This is a genomic window from Mycobacterium sp. SM1, assembly GCF_018361265.1.
In the GTDB taxonomy this organism is placed as follows: domain Bacteria; phylum Actinomycetota; class Actinomycetes; order Mycobacteriales; family Mycobacteriaceae; genus Mycobacterium.
This window is the reverse complement of sequence record NZ_JAFLNH010000006.1, coordinates 51401-70208: the sequence shown is the minus strand read 5'-3', so window position 1 is coordinate 70208 and position 18808 is coordinate 51401. Positions and strand designations below refer to the sequence as shown.

Annotated in this window: 23 protein-coding genes and 1 pseudogene; 8 read left to right on the top strand and 16 right to left on the bottom strand. The window is 67.0% G+C overall.

Translation table 11 applies throughout. The annotated features are described in order from the left end of the window. Positions 1-381: 381 nt before the first annotated feature. Positions 382-3153 (bottom strand): AMP-binding protein, encoded by a 2772-nt coding sequence (locus MSM1_RS21080; protein WP_213446176.1) that lies wholly within the window; start codon positions 3151-3153, stop codon positions 382-384. Positions 3154-3562: 409 nt separating this feature from the next. Here MSM1_RS21080 and polX point away from each other — a divergent pair, with 409 nt between their 5' ends. Next, positions 3563-5284: a DNA polymerase/3'-5' exonuclease PolX gene (polX, locus tag MSM1_RS21075; RefSeq protein WP_213446174.1), complete on the top strand. Its 1722-nt coding sequence runs from the start codon at positions 3563-3565 to the stop codon at positions 5282-5284. Between the two features lie 266 nt (positions 5285-5550). Here the strand turns inward: polX and MSM1_RS21070 are convergent, their stop codons facing one another. The 3 genes from MSM1_RS21070 to MSM1_RS21060 form a co-directional block, all read right to left on the bottom strand. Next, a complete protein-coding gene (locus tag MSM1_RS21070; protein WP_374101691.1) occupies positions 5551-7077 on the bottom strand; it encodes an IS1380 family transposase in 1527 nt (508 codons plus the stop codon). 402 nt (positions 7078-7479) lie between these two features. Then, entirely contained in the window at positions 7480-8043 is a 564-nt protein-coding gene (locus MSM1_RS21065; RefSeq protein WP_213446172.1) for a DDE-type integrase/transposase/recombinase, read from the bottom strand. 98 nt (positions 8044-8141) lie between these two features. Further along, entirely contained in the window at positions 8142-8486 is a 345-nt protein-coding gene (locus tag MSM1_RS21060) for a transposase (protein ID WP_213446170.1), read from the bottom strand. Positions 8487-8492: 6 nt separating this feature from the next. On the opposite strand from MSM1_RS21060, the gene MSM1_RS21055 reads away from it, so the two are divergent. The 3 genes from MSM1_RS21055 to MSM1_RS23140 are packed head-to-tail and all read left to right on the top strand — an operon-like array spanning position 8493 to position 9087. Continuing rightward, positions 8493-8699, top strand: coding sequence for a DUF433 domain-containing protein (locus tag MSM1_RS21055; RefSeq protein ID WP_307857477.1), 207 nt, complete (start codon positions 8493-8495; stop codon positions 8697-8699). A gap of 23 nt (positions 8700-8722) precedes the next feature. Further along, complete coding sequence (locus MSM1_RS23145; RefSeq protein ID WP_213446168.1) at positions 8723-8875, top strand: DUF5615 family PIN-like protein; 153 nt, start codon at positions 8723-8725, stop codon at positions 8873-8875. After that, the gene (locus MSM1_RS23140; protein ID WP_213446166.1) at positions 8869-9087 is read left to right on the top strand and encodes a DUF5615 family PIN-like protein; all 219 of its coding nucleotides are present in this window, start codon (positions 8869-8871) and stop codon (positions 9085-9087) included. Before MSM1_RS23145 ends, MSM1_RS23140 begins: the two co-directional genes overlap by 7 nt. On the opposite strand, the gene MSM1_RS21040 is transcribed toward MSM1_RS23140, so the two are convergent. Next, positions 8986-9225 (bottom strand): hypothetical protein, encoded by a 240-nt coding sequence (locus tag MSM1_RS21040; protein WP_213446286.1) that lies wholly within the window; start codon positions 9223-9225, stop codon positions 8986-8988. The two genes, MSM1_RS23140 and MSM1_RS21040, sit on opposite strands and share 102 nt — an antisense overlap. A 687-nt stretch (positions 9226-9912) precedes the next feature. Between MSM1_RS21040 and MSM1_RS21035 the strand changes: the two genes are divergently transcribed. After that, positions 9913-10209, top strand: coding sequence for a hypothetical protein (locus tag MSM1_RS21035; protein ID WP_213445070.1), 297 nt, complete (start codon positions 9913-9915; stop codon positions 10207-10209). A 349-nt stretch (positions 10210-10558) separates the two neighbouring features. On the opposite strand, the gene MSM1_RS22340 is transcribed toward MSM1_RS21035, so the two are convergent. After that, a complete protein-coding gene (locus MSM1_RS22340) occupies positions 10559-10771 on the bottom strand; it encodes a hypothetical protein (RefSeq protein WP_236056878.1) in 213 nt (70 codons plus the stop codon). A 27-nt stretch (positions 10772-10798) separates the two neighbouring features. On the opposite strand from MSM1_RS22340, the gene MSM1_RS22335 reads away from it, so the two are divergent. From MSM1_RS22335 to MSM1_RS21025, 3 genes are read left to right on the top strand one after another with little or no spacing between them, the layout of a single operon-like run. Continuing rightward, positions 10799-11368, top strand: a complete 570-nt coding sequence (locus tag MSM1_RS22335; RefSeq protein WP_236057431.1) for an alpha/beta hydrolase — start codon at positions 10799-10801, stop codon at positions 11366-11368. Then, a complete protein-coding gene (locus tag MSM1_RS22330) occupies positions 11323-11769 on the top strand; it encodes an alpha/beta hydrolase (protein WP_236057423.1) in 447 nt (148 codons plus the stop codon). The genes MSM1_RS22335 and MSM1_RS22330 overlap by 46 nt, the downstream gene beginning before the upstream one ends. Then, positions 11766-12449, top strand: a complete 684-nt coding sequence (locus MSM1_RS21025) for an LppA family lipoprotein (protein WP_213446164.1) — start codon at positions 11766-11768, stop codon at positions 12447-12449. Before MSM1_RS22330 ends, MSM1_RS21025 begins: the two co-directional genes overlap by 4 nt. Positions 12450-12485: 36 nt before the next feature. Here MSM1_RS21025 and MSM1_RS21020 read toward each other — a convergent pair whose 3' ends face one another. From MSM1_RS21020 to MSM1_RS20975, 10 genes and pseudogenes are all read right to left on the bottom strand, one after another. Continuing rightward, complete coding sequence (locus MSM1_RS21020; protein ID WP_236057422.1) at positions 12486-13028, bottom strand: hypothetical protein; 543 nt, start codon at positions 13026-13028, stop codon at positions 12486-12488. Between the two features lie 4 nt (positions 13029-13032). Then, entirely contained in the window at positions 13033-13242 is a 210-nt protein-coding gene (locus MSM1_RS21015; protein WP_307857474.1) for a hypothetical protein, read from the bottom strand. Between the two features lie 158 nt (positions 13243-13400). Then, positions 13401-13499 carry a group II intron maturase-specific domain-containing protein gene (locus MSM1_RS21010; RefSeq protein WP_213446162.1) on the bottom strand — a complete coding sequence of 33 codons (99 nt, stop codon included), beginning with the start codon at positions 13497-13499 and terminating at the stop codon, positions 13401-13403. A 12-nt stretch (positions 13500-13511) separates the two neighbouring features. Then, positions 13512-13709 carry a hypothetical protein gene (locus MSM1_RS21005; protein ID WP_213446160.1) on the bottom strand — a complete coding sequence of 66 codons (198 nt, stop codon included), beginning with the start codon at positions 13707-13709 and terminating at the stop codon, positions 13512-13514. A gap of 19 nt (positions 13710-13728) precedes the next feature. After that, positions 13729-13836: pseudogene (locus tag MSM1_RS21000) on the bottom strand (IS607 family transposase); the annotation flags it as partial. 106 nt (positions 13837-13942) lie between these two features. Further along, positions 13943-14380, bottom strand: coding sequence for a pyridoxamine 5'-phosphate oxidase family protein (locus MSM1_RS20995; RefSeq protein WP_213446276.1), 438 nt, complete (start codon positions 14378-14380; stop codon positions 13943-13945). 28 nt (positions 14381-14408) lie between these two features. Then, positions 14409-15335, bottom strand: coding sequence for a sigma 54 modulation/S30EA ribosomal C-terminal domain-containing protein (locus MSM1_RS20990; protein ID WP_307857473.1), 927 nt, complete (start codon positions 15333-15335; stop codon positions 14409-14411). A 95-nt stretch (positions 15336-15430) separates the two neighbouring features. Next, positions 15431-16849, bottom strand: a complete 1419-nt coding sequence (gene rtcB, locus MSM1_RS20985; RefSeq protein WP_213446158.1) for an RNA-splicing ligase RtcB — start codon at positions 16847-16849, stop codon at positions 15431-15433. Between the two features lie 12 nt (positions 16850-16861). Beyond that, on the bottom strand, positions 16862-17284 hold the full coding sequence (locus tag MSM1_RS20980) for an archease (protein WP_213446155.1): 423 nt from the start codon (positions 17282-17284) through the stop codon (positions 16862-16864). 17 nt (positions 17285-17301) lie between these two features. Continuing rightward, positions 17302-18636 (bottom strand): phosphoribosyltransferase, encoded by a 1335-nt coding sequence (locus tag MSM1_RS20975; protein WP_213446271.1) that lies wholly within the window; start codon positions 18634-18636, stop codon positions 17302-17304. Positions 18637-18808 lie beyond the last annotated feature (172 nt).

Here is an 18808-nt window from a genome sequence, read left to right as displayed (position 1 = left end):
CCAGCGCTTGGTCGCGACGGCGGCGCATCGCAGGTAACGCAGGAGGCGACCCCGTGATCCCGGAAACGGCTTTCACCCGGGACCCCGAGACCGGCATTCTGCTTCGCGGTGCGCCGCGGCCAGCGGTGCCGCAGCGCACGGAGATTGGCCATGATCATCCTTACGTTGTCGGGGTGCTGCGTGACGTACCGTCACGATTCTTCAAGCTCTGTGCGGGCGGCCGGTAGGGAGACCGAAGTCCCATCGGCAGCTGCCATTTGTCGCCGGACCCGGGCAGCCGTGGTCAACAGCGGCGACGTGAGTGATCGGCCGGCCGGGCAGCACCAGCGCGAAACGCTTGCCTTCCACCGTGATAGAGCCGAACTGCCTTGATCACCACCTTCATGCGGTGTCCGGCTCACCCGAAAGGCGCAGCACGGCCTCCCGGGCGGCACGCTGCAATTTAACTGCCGCAGCCCAACCTGTGCCTTCAGGCTGTAGCGGCTGACCAACGGCGATGTCGATCGCTCCTCGCCGTGGGAAGTGGCGCTCGGGCCGCAGTATCGCCCTCGTCCCACGGATGGCGATGGGAATGACCGGCGCACCGGCTTCGGCAGCCGCGACGAATGCGCCCATATGGAAGGGCCGCAACCCGGGGGCGCGGGCAAGGCGGCCTTCGGGGAAGATGACGAGTGACCGCCCCGCTCGCACGAGGCCGACGAGGCGGTCCGTGTCGGCGACACCGACTTCGCGTTCATAGCGTTCGACGAACTGACCACCGAGCCGGCGGAGCACGAACCCGCTCAGCACTTGACGCCGAAATACCTCGCCAGCAACAAAGTGAAACGAGGGTGGCAGCACCGCGGCGAGGGCGAACGGGTCGATCCAGCTGGGGTGGTTGGCCACAACGATCGAAGGCCCGCGCGTAAGGCGGTCAAGATTGTGCCCGGTGACCGCGGTCCCGGTGAAGCGGGCCAGCAGCCGGACCGCCCCGGAAGCTACCCGCCAGCGCCACCGCTCGGTGGGTATCAGCGCCAGTAGGACGACCACCGCCAACCCAAGGACCGCATACACGGTCCACGCGTAGGCCGCGAACGCGACAGCGGCTGCCGCGCGACCGGCGTGGCGCACCGACGGCACCAAGCCGTGCAGGCGAAAGCGGGCCAATTCCCACCACAATGCCCGCCGTCGGGCACCAATCTTCCCGGTCTCGTAGATCTGCCGGCTGGCGGCCCGCCGGATCTTGCCGCTCGAGGTTTTCGGGATCGTGCGTGGCGGTGCCAGGACCACGTCGTCGGGGGGCACCCCCAGCAAGTCCACCGTCGTCGCGACGATCTCGGAGCGCAACACGGCCCGAGGCGCATCCTCGGTCACTCGGGTCTCGGCCACGACGACGAGTCGCTCGGAGCCCCCCGCGGGGTCGGGAGAAGCGAACACGGCCACACAACCCTTGCGGACACCGTTGAGGTTGCCCACCGCCTCTTCGATCTCGACCGGGTGCAGGTTGCGGCCTGCGCGGATGATCACGTCCTTGATCCGGCCGGTGATGTAAATGTCGAGGCCGGCCCGATAGCCGAGGTCTCCGGTGTCCAGCCAGTCGTCGTGAAACAGCGCCCGGGTGGCCTGGGCGTTGTTGAAGTAGCCGGCGGTCGCCGAGGGGCCGCGGAACTCGATGCGGCCTTCACGGCGATCGCCCAGCTCGTTGCCGGCGGCATCGACGATCCGGATCTCATGACCCGGCAGGGGTTGGCCACAGGCGACGAAACGAAGCTCGTCGCGCCCGTCCGGTTTTGCCGGCTGGGCCCGCCCGGAACGCACGAATGCGTCGCGGGCAATTCGGTCGATGAGCGGGCCCCGGCCCAGAGGCGGGAAAGCCAGCCCCACCGAGGATTCGGCCAGCCCGTACACCGGCGTCATCGCCTCCCGCCGAAACCCGTAGGGGGCGAAGCGCTCGACGAACCGCTCGATCGTCGCGGGGCTGACCGGCTCGGCGCCGTTGAAAGCCAACCGCCACGAGCTCAGATCGAGTCCTTCGAGCTCGGCGTCGCGAATCTTGGCCAGGCACAGCTCGTAGGCGAAGTTCGGGGCGGCCGACATGGTGGCCCGATTTTCGTGGATAGCCCAGAGCCATCTCGACGGGTGGATCAGGAAAGCCTGGGGAGTCATCACCACCAGCGGCACGCCGAAATAGAGGGGCGCGAGCCATGCGCCGATCAGGCCCATGTCGTGATACAGCGGCAGCCAACTGACGAACCTGTCCGCCCTTGACACCGCCGCGGCCTGGCCCAATGCCCGGATGTTGGCCAGCAGGTTCCGGTGCGTGAGCGCCACCCCCTTGGGCTGACCGGTGCTGCCCGAGGTGTATTGCACCAGCGCGAGGTCGCCGGGCCGCGGCCGGGGAAGAGCACCCCCGGCCGCGCCGGTGAGGGATTCGGGGACCAGGACGTGACGCAGGCTTTCGACGTTGGAGCGCAGTAGGCGGCCGAGCGTCACGGCCTCGGGCACGGTGACGAGCAGTGCGGCGCGGGCGTTGGCCAGGATCCCGGCGGTGCGGCGCAGGTGCTCCGCCAGCTGAGAACGCCGGGCCGGCGGGTAGAGAGGTACCGGCACGGCACCGGCGAGGAGCACGGCGGCGAACGTGACGAAATACGCCCGGCTGGTCGGCAACATGATCGCGACCGTTTCGCCAAGCATGATGTCGTGCGCCAGCAGCCCGGCCGCCGCGGCAACCGCCTCCCGGTGTAGCGCCGCATAGGTGATGTCAACGGGGCCGCCCGGCTCATCGAGGATACGGATGTGGGTTCGATCCGGGGTAGCGCGCACGTGCCAGTCGATCGTGTCGTTCAGTGTGGATGCCTCGTCGGGAGCCAGAACGCCCGGAGCGATGGCGGGCGATGGCGCTATGCCGAGGCCCTCGCCCGCGAGCGGACGACCGCGGCCGATGGCCTGCACAAGGTCACGCGGCGTCTCCGCGCTGGCCAGGATGTGCGGGGGAAGCGCCACTCCGAATTCGTCTTGGATCCGCAGCAGCAGCTCCGCTAGCTCCAGGCTGCCGATGCCCAGGTCGTCGAACGCGGTATCCAGTGTCACCGGCGGCGCGGCGCGGGGGTGAACCTCGGCGACGAGGCCCCTCACCAGAGCGAGAACGGAGTCGGCGGGCTCTTTGGCTGCCATCGCTCAGGAGGCAGCCCCGCAACCGGCGACCCACGGTACTTCACGCACGAAGAACGTCCACGACCCCGGGACAACGAGCGACTCCATGGTGTTACCTCCCGTCTGTGCCACCGCGCTACGGACGTGTTCGATGCTGCGCCGGCGCCCGACCGGCCGGTAGGGCGCAAAGACACCATTGCCACGGGCAGTTGTCACCTCCCGTGGCTGTTCACGGCGGTCGACTGCATGGATCACCCGGCGGGCTCGAGCCGTCGGCGCATCCGTTGTTGCGCGAAGGTCGTCGAGGGCGGCCAACCATGATCTCGACGGCGAGACGTGCGGAGGTCCCATCCACCGATGGCCGGAAGTCCCGAGAACGAGGTCTTAGGCCCGCTGCCGATCACGCGGCACAGGGTCGATTCTGTACCTTATGCGTTCCAATGATGCCGCGGCCCAGGCGCTTCAAGAGTTAGCCGATTTGACCGCCATCTCCGGTGGTGATCCATATCGGGTGCGGTCGTATGAGAAGGCGGCCCGCGCGGTCGCCGGTTACCCCGTTGACCTGGACACCCTGGACCGCAAAGGGTTGATGGCGATCCCGGCGGTCGGCGCGCACACCGCCGACAAGCTGCTCGAGTTCCGGCGCACCGGCCGCATCGGTGCCCTGGAGGAACTGCACGCCCAGCTGCCCGCCGGTCTGCGCGCTTTGCTGGGGATCCCCGGGCTGGGACCTAAGCGAGCTCACCAAATCTATGTGGAGCTGGGCATTTCATCGATGCCGGAGCTACTGGCCGCCCTGCAGGACGGACGGCTGCGCGACCTGAAAGGCTGGGGTGCGACCAGCGAACGCAACCTGGCCCGGGCGATCCGCCGAATGCAGGAACTGGGTGAACGCATGCCGCTGGCGGTCGCGCTGGATATCGCCGAGGACCTGGTCGCGCGGCTGGCCGCATTGCCGCAGGTGGACCGGGTTGGCTATGCCGGATCATTGCGGCGAATGCGCGACACCGTCGGTGACATCGACCTGCTGGCGGCGGCAGATGAGAACCCCGAATCGGTCATGGAGCAGTTCTGCGCCCTGCCGGTGGTCGATCATGTGCTGGCACACGGCCCCACCAAGTCATCGGTGGTGACCACACAGGGTATCCAGGTGGACCTGCGGGTGGTGCCTGCGGCGGTCTGGGGTGCGGCACTGCTGTATTTCACCGGGTCGAAAGCGCACAACATCCGTATCCGTAAACTGGCTGTGCGAGCCGGGCTGAAGCTATCCGAATATGGGCTGTTTCGAGTCGATAACGACCAGTTATTGGCATCGGCCGACGAAGCGGAAATCTATGCCGCACTCGGGTTGCCCTGGATTCCACCGGTTTTGCGGGAAGACCGCGGGGAAATCGAAGCCGCGCTGGCGGGCCGGCTTCCCGATCTGGTGCAGGTGGCCGACATCCTCGGTGACCTTCACCTGCACACCAACCTCACCGACGGCCTCGCCAGCTTAGAGGATATGGTCGCCGCCGCGGCGCGTCACCCCTACCGCTACTGCGCCATCACCGATCACGCCCCGCTGCTGGCGATGCAACGGATGACCCGGGACAAGGCCCTGCACCAACGCGGCGAGCTGCCCGGGCTGGCTCGCCGCTACGGCATCGCGGTGCTGCACGGCTCCGAGCTCAACATCGCCGCCGACGGGTCCCTGGATTGGGATGACGACTTTCTCGCCGGTTTCGATGTCTTGGTCGCCTCGGTGCACTCCGACTACAACCAAACCCGCGAGGAGATGACCCGGCGCCTGATCACCGCCATCGAGCACCCCTATGTCAACATCATCGGCCACCCCACCACCCGCCTGCTCGGCCGCCGTCCGCCCGTTGATTTCGACGTCGACGCCGTGTTCGCCGCCGCCGCACGCACCCGTACCGCGTTGGAAATCAACGCCTTCCCCGACCGGCTAGACCTCAACGACGAGCTGGTGCGCCGCGCTCGCGACTACGGGGTTGTCTTCGCGATCGACACCGATGCACATGCTATCCGGCATCTTGACTACATCCGTTACGGCATCGCCGTCGCCCAGCGCGGCTGGGTGTCGCCCGGCGAAGTGATCAACACCTGGCCTTTGGACCGGCTCCGCGCGTTCCTGGCAAAGCAACGCCGCTAGCCCTTAAATAAGCGAGTCGCTGCCAGCGGATTGCAGGATTGTGCGGGAGTTCGATTTGGTTTGGCGGTCGGGCGGTGTCTGGGGCGTCGATGACTGTTTTCGGATGGGTGAGCGGTCGTCGATTGGCTGGATTATTGCTTCTGCGTGGGTTGTTCGGGTGTGAGGGCATGCGGGGACGCCGCCAGGTGCGCTGGTTTGGGCAACGGAGACAGGGCTGGCGTGCTGTGGGGTGCGGCAGGGCCGTAGGCGAGTGGCGGGTGTGGGTGTCAGCCGAAGCGAGTGCGCTCAATGGTGTTGTAGGCGCTGAAGAATCGGTCCAGGCTGGGGTGGTAGCCGATGATCCGGACGGTAATGGCACGGGCGCGGCGGATGATCATGGCGGGGATGAGGATCACCTGGGTGCAAAAGCGGCGGAACTCCATGTTGATCCAGTCGCGCCGGTCGGCCTTGTGGTGCAGCATCATCGCAAACCAGGACTTGATGTTCCAGGCCAGGGCGGCGATGACCATGTGGGCCCAGTTGGAGACCAGGTCATAAAGGGGCACCCGCAGCGCGTTGACACCGTTTTTCAGCTGCTCGATGACGTTTTCCTGGTCGCAGCGGTCGTTGGCGCAGGCCACGACCTGCGCGGGGGTCAGATCGGTGCGGGTGGTGATGTAGAAGAAGTAGCGGACCTCGTCGATGAGCGCCTGCTCACCGCGGGTCTTGCTGATGTTCTTGCGCAGCGCGATCACCCGGTAGGGTCGGCCACACTTGCCGGGCTGGTAGGTGAACTCGGCGACATCCTCGCCGTTGAGTTCAAGGTTGACATAGCCGCGTTCGGCGACGATGCGCCGCTTGTGGTTGGGCTCGCGCCGGCGCTGCTGCCCGCTGCGCGGCGGCGCGGCTGCGGGCCGCTGCAGCGGTGTCCAGCAGGCCTCGGCCAGCGCCTCGGCGCGCGAGCGCAGCGCGGCACTGGCGTCCATGGCGAACACGAAGTCGACCTGCTTGGCCCATCGGTCGAAGTGCGCGGTCAACGAGAAGTCGGTGTCCCCGCGCAAACACACCCGTGCGGCGTGCGGGGTGACCAGCTCGATGGCCTTGTCGATCCACTGCGCCGCCCCGGCGTGGCTGGGCGCGTTGCCGGGCCGGTTGACCAGGTAGAGCACTTCCTTGGTGTTGGCCAGCGACACGATCAGCGGCGCATACCCCCAGATGCCCTTGTAGGACATGTCCATCCCGGCCTTGTGTTGGCCGTAGGTGGGTGCGATGGTGCCGTCCACGTCAAGGTAGGCGATCGGGCCCAGCAGCTCAGCGCCCCGGCCCGCCCACAGCTGCGGGCGCACCGCGTTGATGGCCTCCATCAACGTGGCCACGTCGGCCTCGCTGAACCGGCGGCAGAAATCGCCGGCCGTGGTCGGATCCGGGATCAGCTGCGCGCCCAAAGCGTTCATGTAGGCGCTGTCGTGGCGCAGCCGCTCGATGTCTTCAAGGCGGGTGCCGCCACAGGCCACGTTGTAGGCCAAGTTCAACACATGGTCGGATTCGTGATAGGGCAGGTGCACCTTCAACAACTGCAGATCCTCGTCGATCCGCTCGACCAGCCCCAGCTTGGTCACCAGCCGGTGCACTGCGGCGATCCCCCCGAAGGCGGTGGCGTCGATGTTGGCGCCAACCTCGTAGCGCACCGGACCCGAGTTCAGCATCGGCTTGGGCCGCGCGCCCCAACGCCCCGCCCGCGCGTGCCGCGCCGCCACCCGACGCCGCCGCCGCGCAATGTTTCGCCGACTCTGCTCATGCGGTATCTTCTTCACCACAAAGGCCTTTCTTGCTGGGCTGCGTTGATGTCGCAAACCCAGTCAGGGTAAGGCCTTTGCCCTATCCACCCCAGCCGACACGCTTACTGAGGGGCTAGCGGTCGGGTGGCTATGTCGTTTCGCCCTTCATCATCGACAAAATGGCTGTTCAAGCGACTGCTGACGTGATGGGGGCATACCCTGCATCCGTGGGCTTGACCCCGTTTGGTGGGCACAGGGTCGGGCGGCTTGTGCCGTCTGAGTGAGTCGGTCTTCGAACTCGACCGGCCTCATCATAGCGAGGGCCGAATGACGTCTGCGTCGGTTGTAGACCCGCTCGATCCCATCGCCGGCGGCGAGCTTGGCGGCCGTCTTGGTCGGCCACAGGTATCGGTCGTAGAACTCGACTTTCAGTGTCGCTCAGAATGATTCCTGCTGGGCGTGGTCCCAGCACACCGCGGTGCGGCCCACCGAGCGAGCCAGGTTGTGCTCGCGGGCCAACCGCGCCAGCTGCGCGGAGGTGCACTGGCAGCCGCGATCGGCGTGCACCACGACCCGCTGGGCGCGCTCGCCGCGCATCGCCACAGCCCTCTGCACGGCGGCCCGCACCAGATCGGTGTGCAGGCAATCGTGGCTGCCCCAGCCGATCACCCGCCGTGAGCAGCCGTCGCGGACGGCACACAGATAAAGCCAGCCCTCACCCGTGCCCAAATAGGTGATATCGCTGGTCCCCACCCGGTGGAGGATCGCGGTGTCGAAGCGGCGCGTGAGCGGGTCTTTAGGCACCGCAGCATCCAGGTCAACCACCGTGGTGGCCGGCGCGAACCGGCGCGCACAGATCCCGGCCAAACCCCGCCGGCGCAGTGCGGCCGCCACCGTCTTGCGCGACACCCGCTCAGCCTCATCGCGCAGATCGGCCAGGATACGCGGGGCGCCGCAGCCACCGTCGGAGGCCGCGTGGACCTTGGCGAGCGTGGCATCCAACTGCGCGCCGCCGCTGAGCCTGGACTCGGTACGCGATCGGGGATTTACGCCACTTGTAGTAGCCCGAGCGCGACACCTCCAGCAGCTCGCCCATCCGCTTAACCGTGTCGGTGGCCCGCTGCGCCTCGATCACCCACTAGTCTGCTACCGGTGCTGCTCGCAGACGAACAAGGCCGCGGCTTTTTCAAAAACTCACGATCCAAACGTAATTCGGCGTTCTTTTTACGCAGAGGCTCCAACTCAGCGCGCTCATCAGCATCGAACACCGCGCCAGTATCGCCAGCTTCGGCCGCGTGGCGTTGCAGGCGCACCCAACGCCCCAGCACTGGATCACCGACCCCGATCTCGGCGGCCACATGAGCCACCGGGCGGCCGGTCTCAATCACCAGGCGGGCAGCCTGCTCCCCAAACTCCGGGGTGTACTTGCCACGCTTGCCCGACATACGGACATCCTTCCCGCGGGTCCAGCACTCCCACCAGTCAGGTGTCCACCATTAGGAGTCAACCCCATCCGGGGGTTGCGTATCCCTGTTTCGACCGTGGTCGCGATGGTTGCTGACCAGATGATCCCGGCTGAGATTCTTGCCGAGCTTCCTGACCTTGAGGAAGACATTGCCGAGGCTCTGCGCTACGCGGCTGAGGCAGTGCGGGAGTGAGAGCTGCCGTTGCGTCCGACCGCATGAGGCTGTTGCTGGACGCGAACCTGTCGCCGACGCTATCCCCATTTCTCGTCGAAGCTGGTCACGATGTCGTCCATGTTCGTGATCGCGGACTCGCCAACGCGGCCGATGATGGGTCCTCGCGCTGGCCGCATCCGAAAGGCGTGTGTTAATCAGCGCTGATACGGATTTTGGCACCTCGCTGGCCCGGTCAGGTACCACCGAGCCGTCGATTGTCCTGATACGACGTGCAGTCGGTCGACGAGCCGCCCAACAGGCGCGTCTACTCATCGACAACCTTCCAGTAGCGGAGGCCGGCCTGGAAGATGGGTCCGTCGTTGTGCTCGGCGAGGAGACAATGCGGATTCGCCGGCTGCCGATCTGAGTGAGGTGATATCGACAGACCCGAGGCGCCCGCACGCAGCCCGTTCGCCGGGCCGTGAATCTGGCCGAACAGCAGGTAGATTAACGACTCGTAACCAACCCCAAGTATTTGTGTCGCACACGGGAATTCGCTGGTCATACTGGGCGGATCGTGACATAGCGGTCCGTGGAAGGTGAGCGCCGTTGCGAATCTACCCTCATACACGGCGGTGGATGTGCCAGTGGTCGCGGCGGTGATCTATGCCCCTGCGCCGCTTAGATGAGGAGCAAATGCCCTGTGGCGCAAGGCAATTAGAAGACTGCGACACGTTCCGCGGCAATGGCCTGAGTCGCCAGTACGCCATCATCCGCGCTGTGCTGGACCACCCGGTGATCGCCCAGCGCTCACGCTGCTCGTGCGCTCGTCACAGGTCGCCGCCTGGCGCAGCCAACAGCAGACGAACGCTTCAACAGCCCCGGCACTCGACCCGGCCACGTCCCAAACCACGGGGCATCTCAGGACCACGCCGTGGCGGCTCCCGTCCGCTGCGCTCCCGTGCGCCGCCACGGACCCAGCCAGCCCGACCGCCGTGTTCAGCCGAATGGTGTCATCCAGCGCGACGTGTGGGGGCTTTGTGTCGAGCGGATGACCGCGACGACCGCTGGGGCGTCACGACGACGAGGGTCACCACAGGTCGGCTTGCGGAGGAAACCGGTTCTCACCTGCGGTGTGAGAACTTTCTTTGCTGCTATCTTTGCTGCTATCAAGGCGTGCCGTCGCTGGCCGGACACCACCGGGTAACCGTCACCGTTACACCCGAGCCTGGTTTCCGGTTAGGCTTGCCCCATGCCCGCGCTGCTGGCCTTTGACCCTGCCGAGCTGCGGGGGCGGGCGTCGCGGTGCGGGGCGTTGGCCGCCGAGGTGGGCAGCTGCGGGGAGACCGCGCTGGGACAGCTGACCACCGGACAGGCGAGCGCGGCGGCGGCGCACACCGCCCGCTTGGCGGCCCAGCATGCCACGACGGCGATGGTGGACTGGCTGCGGGCCGCCGCCAGCGGGGTCAGCGGCTACACCGACCGGATGCTGGCCAGCGAGGCCCTGTCCGCCGCGAAGCTGCGCGCAGTGGACCCGAAGGCGGGGTAGGCGTGCCCGCGGTGCCGGGCGGTCTGCCGCCGCTTTCGGAGGTGCGGTTCTGGTCGGTCTCCCCCTTGCTCTCGCTTGCCGCGGATTTGGAGGCGAGGGCAGAGCGCTGCGAGGCGTGCTTTTCTGAGGCCTACACGGTGCTGTCGGCGCCCGGCTGGAAGGGCGCCTTCCGCGACACCACCGTCGAGCGCGCGGCGATCGCCAAGACGCGGGTGGACGGGGCGGCTGATCAGCTGCGGGAGACCGCGAGCACGGCCCGCCGCGGCGCGGAGCGCATCAGGGCGGCCAAGAAGTACGCGCTGGAAAAGGTCCATGAGGCGGAACGCGAGGGCTTCGAGGTCGGTGAGGACTACAGCGTCACCGACACCCGCCGCGGCGGCAGCGAGCAGCAGCACGCGGCCCGGGCGCAACAGGGCGCGGTGCTGCGGGCCGACATCCGCCACCGGGTGGCGCTGCTGGTGGCCGCCGACGGGAGGTCGGTGAGCAGGTCATCGCGGCGTCGGCCGGGCTGGCCGAGTTCGGCTTTCCCGAAGACGTGCCCGGCACCGGCGGGAACCAGCACGCAGACCCGGCGTCCGGCGCGACCGACATGTCCTCGGGTGACATCACCGCCATCGACAACGCCAACCGCGGCCTGCTCGACCAACTCGAGCGGGAATACCGGGCGCTGCCCGACGGCCAGGTCAAAACCGACCGGCTGGCCGACATCGCGGGCATCCGCTCGGCGCTTAAGGTGCCCGACTCGCACCTGCTGTATCTGGCCCGCCCCGACGACCCCTCGCAGATGATCCCGGCCGCTGTCGCCATCGGCGACCCGTTCACCGCCGACCACGTGTCGGTGACCGTTCCCGGGGTGTCGGGCACCACCCGGGAAGCCCTCGCCACCATGACGAAGGAAGCTGCCGGGCTGCGACAGGAAGCGCAATTCGTGGCCTGGAGGGTCGGTGAGAGCCAGAATGTCTCGACGGTCGCGTGGACCGGATATCAGCCCCCGCCGACGCTGGTCTCGGGGGACACCTCGTCCACCGATTTGGCGCACGCCGGGGCGCTTAGGCTGGAGTCGTTCCTGGCGAACCTGAATTCGCGTCGCACAACCCGAACCACAGCACGGCGTTGTTCGGGCACTCTTACGGGTCGCTGGTCTCGGGGATCGCGCTGAAAGACGGCGCCAGCTCGGCGGTGACCAACGCGGTGATGTACGGCTCGCCGGGCTTTGAGGCGACCTCCCCGGCCAAGCTGGGCATGACCGACCACAACTTTTTCGTCATGACCGCCCCCGATGACCCGATCCGGTTCATCGCGGCCACCGCGCCGCTGCACGGCTGGGGCGCCGACCCCAACGACATCATCGACGGCCCGCCCGTGCCGCGCTACCGATTCACGCACCTGCAGACCGAGGCGGGCTGGGTGCACCTGGGCGATGGGGACATCTACAAGAGCGCCTCCCATGGGCACGGCGGATACCCTCACGACGCGATGCGGCAGATGACCGGCTTCAACCTGGCGGCGGTGCTGTTGAACCGGCCCGACCTCACCGTGCAGGTGCAGCCCCACCAATGATGGCCCCGCCGGTGCGTGCGCGGGCGGCTGCGGCCCTGGCCCCGGTCCTCGCTGCCGCCCTGATAGGGCTGTTGACGGGCGGCTGCGCGCTGTATGAGAAGGCAAGAAAGGTGAGCAAGGAGTTGGGCAACCCCTATGAGACCCAGCGCTTGACCGAGCAGCAGGAGATCGCGCTGATCGACAGTATGCGCGCCAAGGGCTCCTACGAGGCCGCGCGCCAGCGCCTCAACAACACCGCCCGCGTGATCGGCGAGCGGATCAGCGCTGCCGTGCCTGGCCAGACCTGGAAATTCGACGACGACCCCAACTTGATCGAGTCCGCCCGGGCCGGGTTGCCGTGTGACAGACTCGAGGCCGACATTGCGCGTCGCCCCATCGCGGACGGCATCGTGTTCGGGCGCACGTTTACAGCGAACGAGTTCAAAACCGCCGCCGGCATCGTGCGTGAGGAAGCCGCCAAGTACGGCGCCACCGACCAGTCCTCGCTGTTCAACGAGGCGTCCAAACGCGACTACACCGTGTCGGGCAACGGCTACGACTTCAGCCTGGGGCAAATCAAATTCGCCGCACTGGAGATCACCGGCGACTGTCGCCTGTTACAGAAGGTCATCGAACTTCCCCCCGGTCAGCTCCCTCCAGAACCACCCATCCTGCCGACAATGCCGAAACCAACCCCTTGAGTACGCCGTCGGCGTTGTCGTTGACATAGGGGCGGGTCAAATGGTGCCGCGCTGCAAGCCACGTCCGTCAGGGGGTAGCTTAAGGACTTGCAACAAAGGTCCGGCCGCTGTGTCGTTTCGCCAGACGGCGCTCACAAAACCGGACGGGGACGAAGTGGTAATGCTCGTAAAACGACTGGGACTCCTCGTCTGGCGCATCGACAACGATGAGTCGTCCCCGCCAATTTCCGACGCGGCAACGGCTTTGCCAACTGCATCCAGGAGTAGCTGCTCGCCGTACCCCTGACCATGCAGTGCTCGGTCGAGTGCCAGCCGGGCGATTAAATACCCGGGTATGCGGGAATACCCGCCAGCCATCGACCCTGGCACGCCGTCGTCTTTCCGCACGACTTCGGCGGGACAGATGGCAAAATAAGCGCAAACCTTCGATTCCCCGCGCGGGGTCCACACGTACACGTGCGCGACTCCGCTACTGTCCGCGCGGCGGGCATGCTCGACCAGCCAGCTGTTCAGCGCCTGCTTACCGCGGTCGAACCCCGCCAACGCATGCTCGTCATCGAGCCGCGCGGCCTCGAACACCGCTTTAGCGCCGCTGGAACGCCGCCGGCTTGCGGGCGGCTGCCGCGAGTCGTGGTGCGGAGTCCGCGGCGTCGAGCGAGGACACCAGCTTGTCGAACTGTTCGGGCTCCATCACCGTCACCAGCTCTTGGCGCAAGACGTCCTCCGCACGTTGGATCGCGAAACGCTGAAGAGTCGGGTGGCCCCGGGGGACTTGCACCCCCAGGTCCCCCACAGAACGGAGCGTGACAGCCTCCCATCACTCCGCTCTTCTGATCGCAATCCGGCGACCGTGCTTGCCCATCGCCAGTGCGCGAATAGCGCGGGGTCGCGTTGAACGACCCCGGCCCACCACCCTTGAAACCGGCGAAAGCCGCGCAGCCGCTTGTACTTCTATCCGGCCCACCGCATCAGGTAGGTGTTGATGCGCTGCAACAGGGGATAAAACCGCGACCGGTAGAACAGGCCGTAGTAGTTCATCCAGCCCACCACGATCGGGTTGATCTACGCGGCGAGCTCATCCAGGTCGTGACCGGTCTTCAGGCGCAGCCGCCAGCGGCGGATGCTGGGTCGCAACGGTGATTGGGTCATCGGGTTCTTACCGGCGGTCAGCGCGGTAGCGCTGGCCGCGATGAGCGCCGAGGTGGCGTGAGTGCCATCTGCGGCTGCTGCACCGAACGTGGGAAGGCGAGTGCACAGCACCACTTCAAGAAGCCCTCCCTAGCCGGCCCACGCGTCGGGCGGGTACCGGCAACAGCCCAGCACGAAACCAGCGATACGCCGTCATCCGCGCAACACCATTGCGCTCAGCCCACACCGCCAGACTCATATCTCAGTTCCTACAGCACACCACCGACAACTACCGACCACTCAACCGCAACAGCTGGCTACCCGCCGCGGCCGGGGCCATCCGATGATCGCCGGGCGGACGACGCTCATTTCGTGGTGTCGCATTTCGCGGTGTCGGCGATGATGCGGATACCCGTGATGATCTCGGGTTCGATGGCGATCACGGTGTCCGCCGGGTGCACCCACGGCTGCAGCAGCCGCTCGTAGCGGCTGACCTGATCAGGGTCGGTGAGTGTGCTGGCCAGCCCGGTCACCACCACGCTCCAGCCGGTGCGCCGCCGTGGGTCGAGATCGTCGGCCTCATAGGCCACCACCATCCTGGCGTCGCTGCTCGAGCGCACCACGGTGGAGAGCCGGGCGGTCAGCCGGGTGCGGATAATCACCCGTCCGGCGTCAACAAGGTGGTTCACCGGGCGAATCGCCGGCAACGCGTGCTGGGTGAACACCACCCGCCCGTGATCGACACTGGCTAACAACCGCATCGCCTCGGTGCTATCGAGTTCAACCACCCGGCGCGCTGCCATGTCGACGCCCCCGCCATCCGGCCGATGGTCACTTCGCGGCATTTTCACCTTTGTCGGCATGGTCCACCGGCGTAATCAACCCGAGGTTGCCGTCGTAGCGCGGATACAGCAACCGGCCACGGCCGGTCTCCGGGTCGGTGAAAAACAGGAACCGCAGACCTTCGCGCGCCCGCTCCACTGCGGCAGTCTCACTGAGCACCGGCGTCGGAGACGAATTCACGATCAAGGGCACCGGTGGGTTGCAGGCGGCCGGCGACCACGACCACCCGGGCGGATACATGCGTCGCTGGCGTGCCAGCCGCAGCCCTGACGGTCCGGCCCGATACACCACCGCCTCCTCCCCGGATTCGATGTCGGTGAACAAGTGCACGTCGTAGTCCATCGCGTCCATCACCGCCAAGGCCTCTAACGGCGTCCCGCGCTGCAGCACATAGGCTTTGCGACGGGAGACCAACGCCTCCGCGGACGCGGTCAATATCCGGCGGGTCCGGTCGGGCCAGGGCCGTGGCCGCCACGGCGCCCACACCCGAACGATCTGACGGTCCAGCCGCACCAGCACCGACGACAGATCATCCGGGCCGCCGGTGAGGGCCTGCACCCGCGCCGGAGTGTTCCGCACGTGTAAATTCACCTGCACCAGCATCGGCCCATCGGCGTGGTTCGCGGTGCTCAGCCGCACTCGAGCACCCCCGGAGATTCCCCGATGCTCCAGCACCCGGCCCACCGCATGCGCCACATATTCGGCCTCCGAGGCCGATATACGGTCGGCGGAGAAGACGGTGACATTGGGGAAGTGCTGAGCCGCCGAGGGCTCGACTGCAGACACCACGAGGCAGACCCCACTTTCTTCGCAACTCATCAACTGCAGCAGCGGCAAGCAAGTCTGGCTTACCGTCACCCGCGACGAATAGTGCCGAAAGTCCTCACCTGCGATGCGCTGCAGCGGCACCGACACATGACCAGCAGGGCTTGGCCGGCAATGGTTTGCCCGCCGCACCGCCGCGAGCCGGACGCCGGCCCGGCTAGCGGATAGCCGCCGGGATGCTTCGCTTAGCCCTTCACCACGCCCAGAGGAATGAGGCGGGCGACCTTGCGAGCCAGCCCGGCGCGGTCGCTGGTTTCGATGACGGCGTCGATGTCCTTATACGCCTCGGGTTTCTCCTCGGCGAGCCCCCTGCGGGATATGCCGCGCACCAAAACACCGGCTTTCTCAAGATCTCTGGACAGCGCATCAGCGCTGGTATGACGGGCGGCCTGATGGCGGCTTAACACCCGGCCGGCACCGTGGGCGGTGGAAAAGAACGCCGGGTTATCGGGCACACCCGCCAGCACATACGAGGCGGTGCCCATGGTGCCCGGAATCAGCACCGGCTGGCCGACCGCCGCCAACTCGGGCGGCAGATCGGGATGATGCGGCGGCAGTGAACGAGTCGCGCCCTTGCGGTGCACGCACACGGTCCGCATCCGGCCGTCGACGGGATGGTCTTCGATCTTGGCCAGGTTGTGCGACACGTCATAGAGCAGCTCCAGCGACGCTCCCGTGTGCTCCTCGAAGACCCGGCGGGCGGCCTCGGCGAGCAGTTGGCGGTTGGCGCGCCCGTAGTTGGCCGCCGCCGCCATGGCCGCCAAGTATGCCTGGCCCTCAGGGGAGGCGACGGGCACGCACGCTAGCTGGCGGTCGGGTACCTGAATTCCGTAGCGGCCCATCGCCTGGCCCATCTGACGCACGTGATCGGTGCAGACCTGATGGCCCAGCCCACGCGAGCCGGTGTGGATCATCACGCAGACCGTGCCCTCCGATAACCCCATCTGCGAGGCGGCGTCCGGGTCATAGACGCGATCCACGGCCTGCACCTCCAGAAAATGGTTGCCGGAGCCCAGGCTGCCAATCTGCCCGAGCCCGCGTTCGACCGCCCGGTCGCTGAGCGCCGCCGCATCGGCTCCCGCTAACATGCCACCGTCTTCGCAGCGCTCCAGGTCCCGGGCCACGCCGTGTCCCTGCTCCACGGCGAAGCGGGCGCCCCCGATGAGCACCTTTTCCAGCGTGGCCCGGTTGGGCAACCGCCACACCCCCTTGGTGCCCACCCCGCGCGGGATCGCGATGTCGAGATGATCCATCACCGCCTTCATCGTCGGTTGCAGCCGATCGCGGTCCAAGTCGGCGACCAAAAGCCTTACCCCGCAAGAGATATCGAAACCGACCCCACCGGGCGAGATGACCCCGCCGGCGTTGACGTCGGTGGCGGCCACTCCCCCGATCGGAAACCCGTACCCCCAGTGCACATCCGGCATCGCGTAAGACGCCCGCACAATCCCCGGCAGTGTCGCCACATTGGCGACCTGGCTCAACGCCATATCCCCGGGTTCGCCGGGGAGCAGCGTTTTGGATGCGAATACGATTCCGGGCACCCGCATCGCCCCTTCTTGCTCGATCCGGAATCGGTAGGGGGTCTCCTCGATGATCTTCATAGTTCGCCTCAATCACACATCAAGCGTCACCGCGCAACGCCAGCCTGCCTGACCGTGCGTAAAGCGCAACTCGTTGAGCGACACCGCCTTGGGCACCGCGCCTATCTGGGGCAGCGTGCTCGCGTCGACCATCGCAAACGAGGCAGTTACACCGCCGTCCGCGTTGGTAAGCGCGACATCGACCGGCGCCTCACCGTCGATGTCCAACAGATAGATCATCTCGTCGAGCACGCCGACCAGCAGGTCCTCGTCACCGTCGCAGCTCAGCCGGCGCTCGCGGATGTGCTGCGGCTGAGCGCCCGAGGTATCCAGGAAGCTCTCCACCACACCCAGTACCGCCTCCCGGACACACCCGTCTCGAGTGGGCGCCCAGGCCTCGATCCGCAAATCCGCCGTATGCGGTACGCTACGATGCCCTGATATGTTGCCCGCCATGGATTTTCACCCTGGCACTAGGAGCGGGAGACCGGTGCGCTCAAGTGGGCGAGGAACCAGTCGCGGGCCAGCATGGCAACCTGCTCCAGGGTGCCCGGCTCTTCGAAAAGGTGGGTGGCGCCGGGCACCACGGCCAGCCGGCACTCGCCGCGCATCTCGGCTTGCGCCCGCCGGTTAAGCTCAAGCACCAGCTCGTCGCGGCCGCCCACGATGAGCAGCGTCGGCGCGCGAACCGCGGCCAGCGCCGCGCCCGCCAGATCGGGCCGGCCACCGCGGGACACCACCGCCGCTACCTTCACCCGGGGATCGGCGGCCGCGACCAGAGCCGCACCCGCCCCGGTGCTCGCGCCGAAGTAGCCGACCGGCAACGCTGCGGTGTCGGGCTGGGTCGTCAGCCACCCGGTGACGTCAACCAACCGGCGAGCCAGCAGGGAGATGTCGAAGACGTTGGCGCGGTTGCGCTCCTCGTCGGGCGTCAGCAGATCGAAGAGCAGCGTGGCCAGACCGGCCCGGTTCAAGACCTCGGCCACATACCGGTTACGGGGGCTGTGGCGGCTGCTTCCGCTGCCGTGAGCAAACACGACGATCCCCGTGGCGTCCCCGGGAACTGTGAGATGCCCCGCCACCGTCACCGGTCCGGCGGTCACCCGGACTTCCTCATCGCGCAGCAATGGATCGGCGGTGTTGCCGGCGGCGGGTGCTAAAAATCCCGCACGCGCGCGGTCGAGCAGCGCAATCACCTCGTCGTCGGAGATCTTAGGGAACCGGTGGTAACCCTGACCCACCGTGGCGTAGAAAAAGTAGGCCGGTGTCTCCAGGCACACCACCTCGTCGGCGCACGAGCGCAGCACGTCAACGACATCGGGCGAGCCCACCGGCGCGGCAAATATCACCCGCGCTGCGTTTTGCTCCCGAACCGCTTGACACGCCGCCCTGGCGCTCACCCCGCTGACAAACCCGTCATCAACGATCACCACCACCCGTCCGGCGAGCGGAATACGTTCGCGTCCACGGCAATACAGTTCAATTTGCCACTGCAGCGCGGCGCATTGCACGTCTTCCGTCTCGGCGATCTCCTCCCGGGTCAAACCGGTCTGTTGCAGCACCGCATCGTTGATCACCCGCACCGCACCCTCGGCGAGGGCCCCGAAGGCCAGCTCCGGCTGGAACGGCACCCGCAGCTTGCGCACCACAAGCACGTCCAGCGGGGCGTTCAGCGCCTTGGCGACCTCGAAGGCCACCGGCACCCCGCCTCGGGGCAGGCCCACCACAACAACATCCTGGCCATGAAACGAGGCCAGGCGTTGGGCCAGCCGACGCCCAGCCTCCGCGCGATCGCGGAACAACTGCACATCGTCGAGTCTGCCGCGGTATACCGGCCCGGCGAAGGGCCCTATGGCCACTTTCATCGGGACTAATGCCCTTGAACACCCCGCCGGCCGCGGCGTCGGCATCAGCGATCACGTCTCGGTCGTTCTTGCGACGCCGACCGGGCACGCACAGCACTATGCGCTCGGCGCCGCG

What these genes read in the sequence shown, in the direction of transcription:
- rtcB (WP_213446158.1), bottom strand. Translation starts at nt 16,849, where the DNA reads ATGAAGATCATCGAGGAGACCCCCTACCGATTCCGGATCGAGCAAGAA.
- MSM1_RS21025 (WP_213446164.1), top strand. Translation starts at nt 11,766, where the DNA reads ATGATGGCCCCGCCGGTGCGTGCGCGGGCGGCTGCGGCCCTGGCCCCG.
- MSM1_RS23145 (WP_213446168.1), top strand. Translation starts at nt 8,723, where the DNA reads ATGAGGCTGTTGCTGGACGCGAACCTGTCGCCGACGCTATCCCCATTT.
- MSM1_RS21080 (WP_213446176.1), bottom strand. Translation starts at nt 3,153, where the DNA reads ATGGCAGCCAAAGAGCCCGCCGACTCCGTTCTCGCTCTGGTGAGGGGC.
- MSM1_RS21060 (WP_213446170.1), bottom strand. Translation starts at nt 8,486, where the DNA reads ATGTCGGGCAAGCGTGGCAAGTACACCCCGGAGTTTGGGGAGCAGGCT.
- MSM1_RS20980 (WP_213446155.1), bottom strand. Translation starts at nt 17,284, where the DNA reads ATGGCGGGCAACATATCAGGGCATCGTAGCGTACCGCATACGGCGGAT.
- MSM1_RS22335 (WP_236057431.1), top strand. Translation starts at nt 10,799, where the DNA reads ATGTCCTCGGGTGACATCACCGCCATCGACAACGCCAACCGCGGCCTG.
- polX (WP_213446174.1), top strand. Translation starts at nt 3,563, where the DNA reads ATGCGTTCCAATGATGCCGCGGCCCAGGCGCTTCAAGAGTTAGCCGAT.
- MSM1_RS21035 (WP_213445070.1), top strand. Translation starts at nt 9,913, where the DNA reads ATGCCCGCGCTGCTGGCCTTTGACCCTGCCGAGCTGCGGGGGCGGGCG.
- MSM1_RS21040 (WP_213446286.1), bottom strand. Translation starts at nt 9,225, where the DNA reads ATGACCAGCGAATTCCCGTGTGCGACACAAATACTTGGGGTTGGTTAC.
- MSM1_RS20995 (WP_213446276.1), bottom strand. Translation starts at nt 14,380, where the DNA reads ATGGCAGCGCGCCGGGTGGTTGAACTCGATAGCACCGAGGCGATGCGG.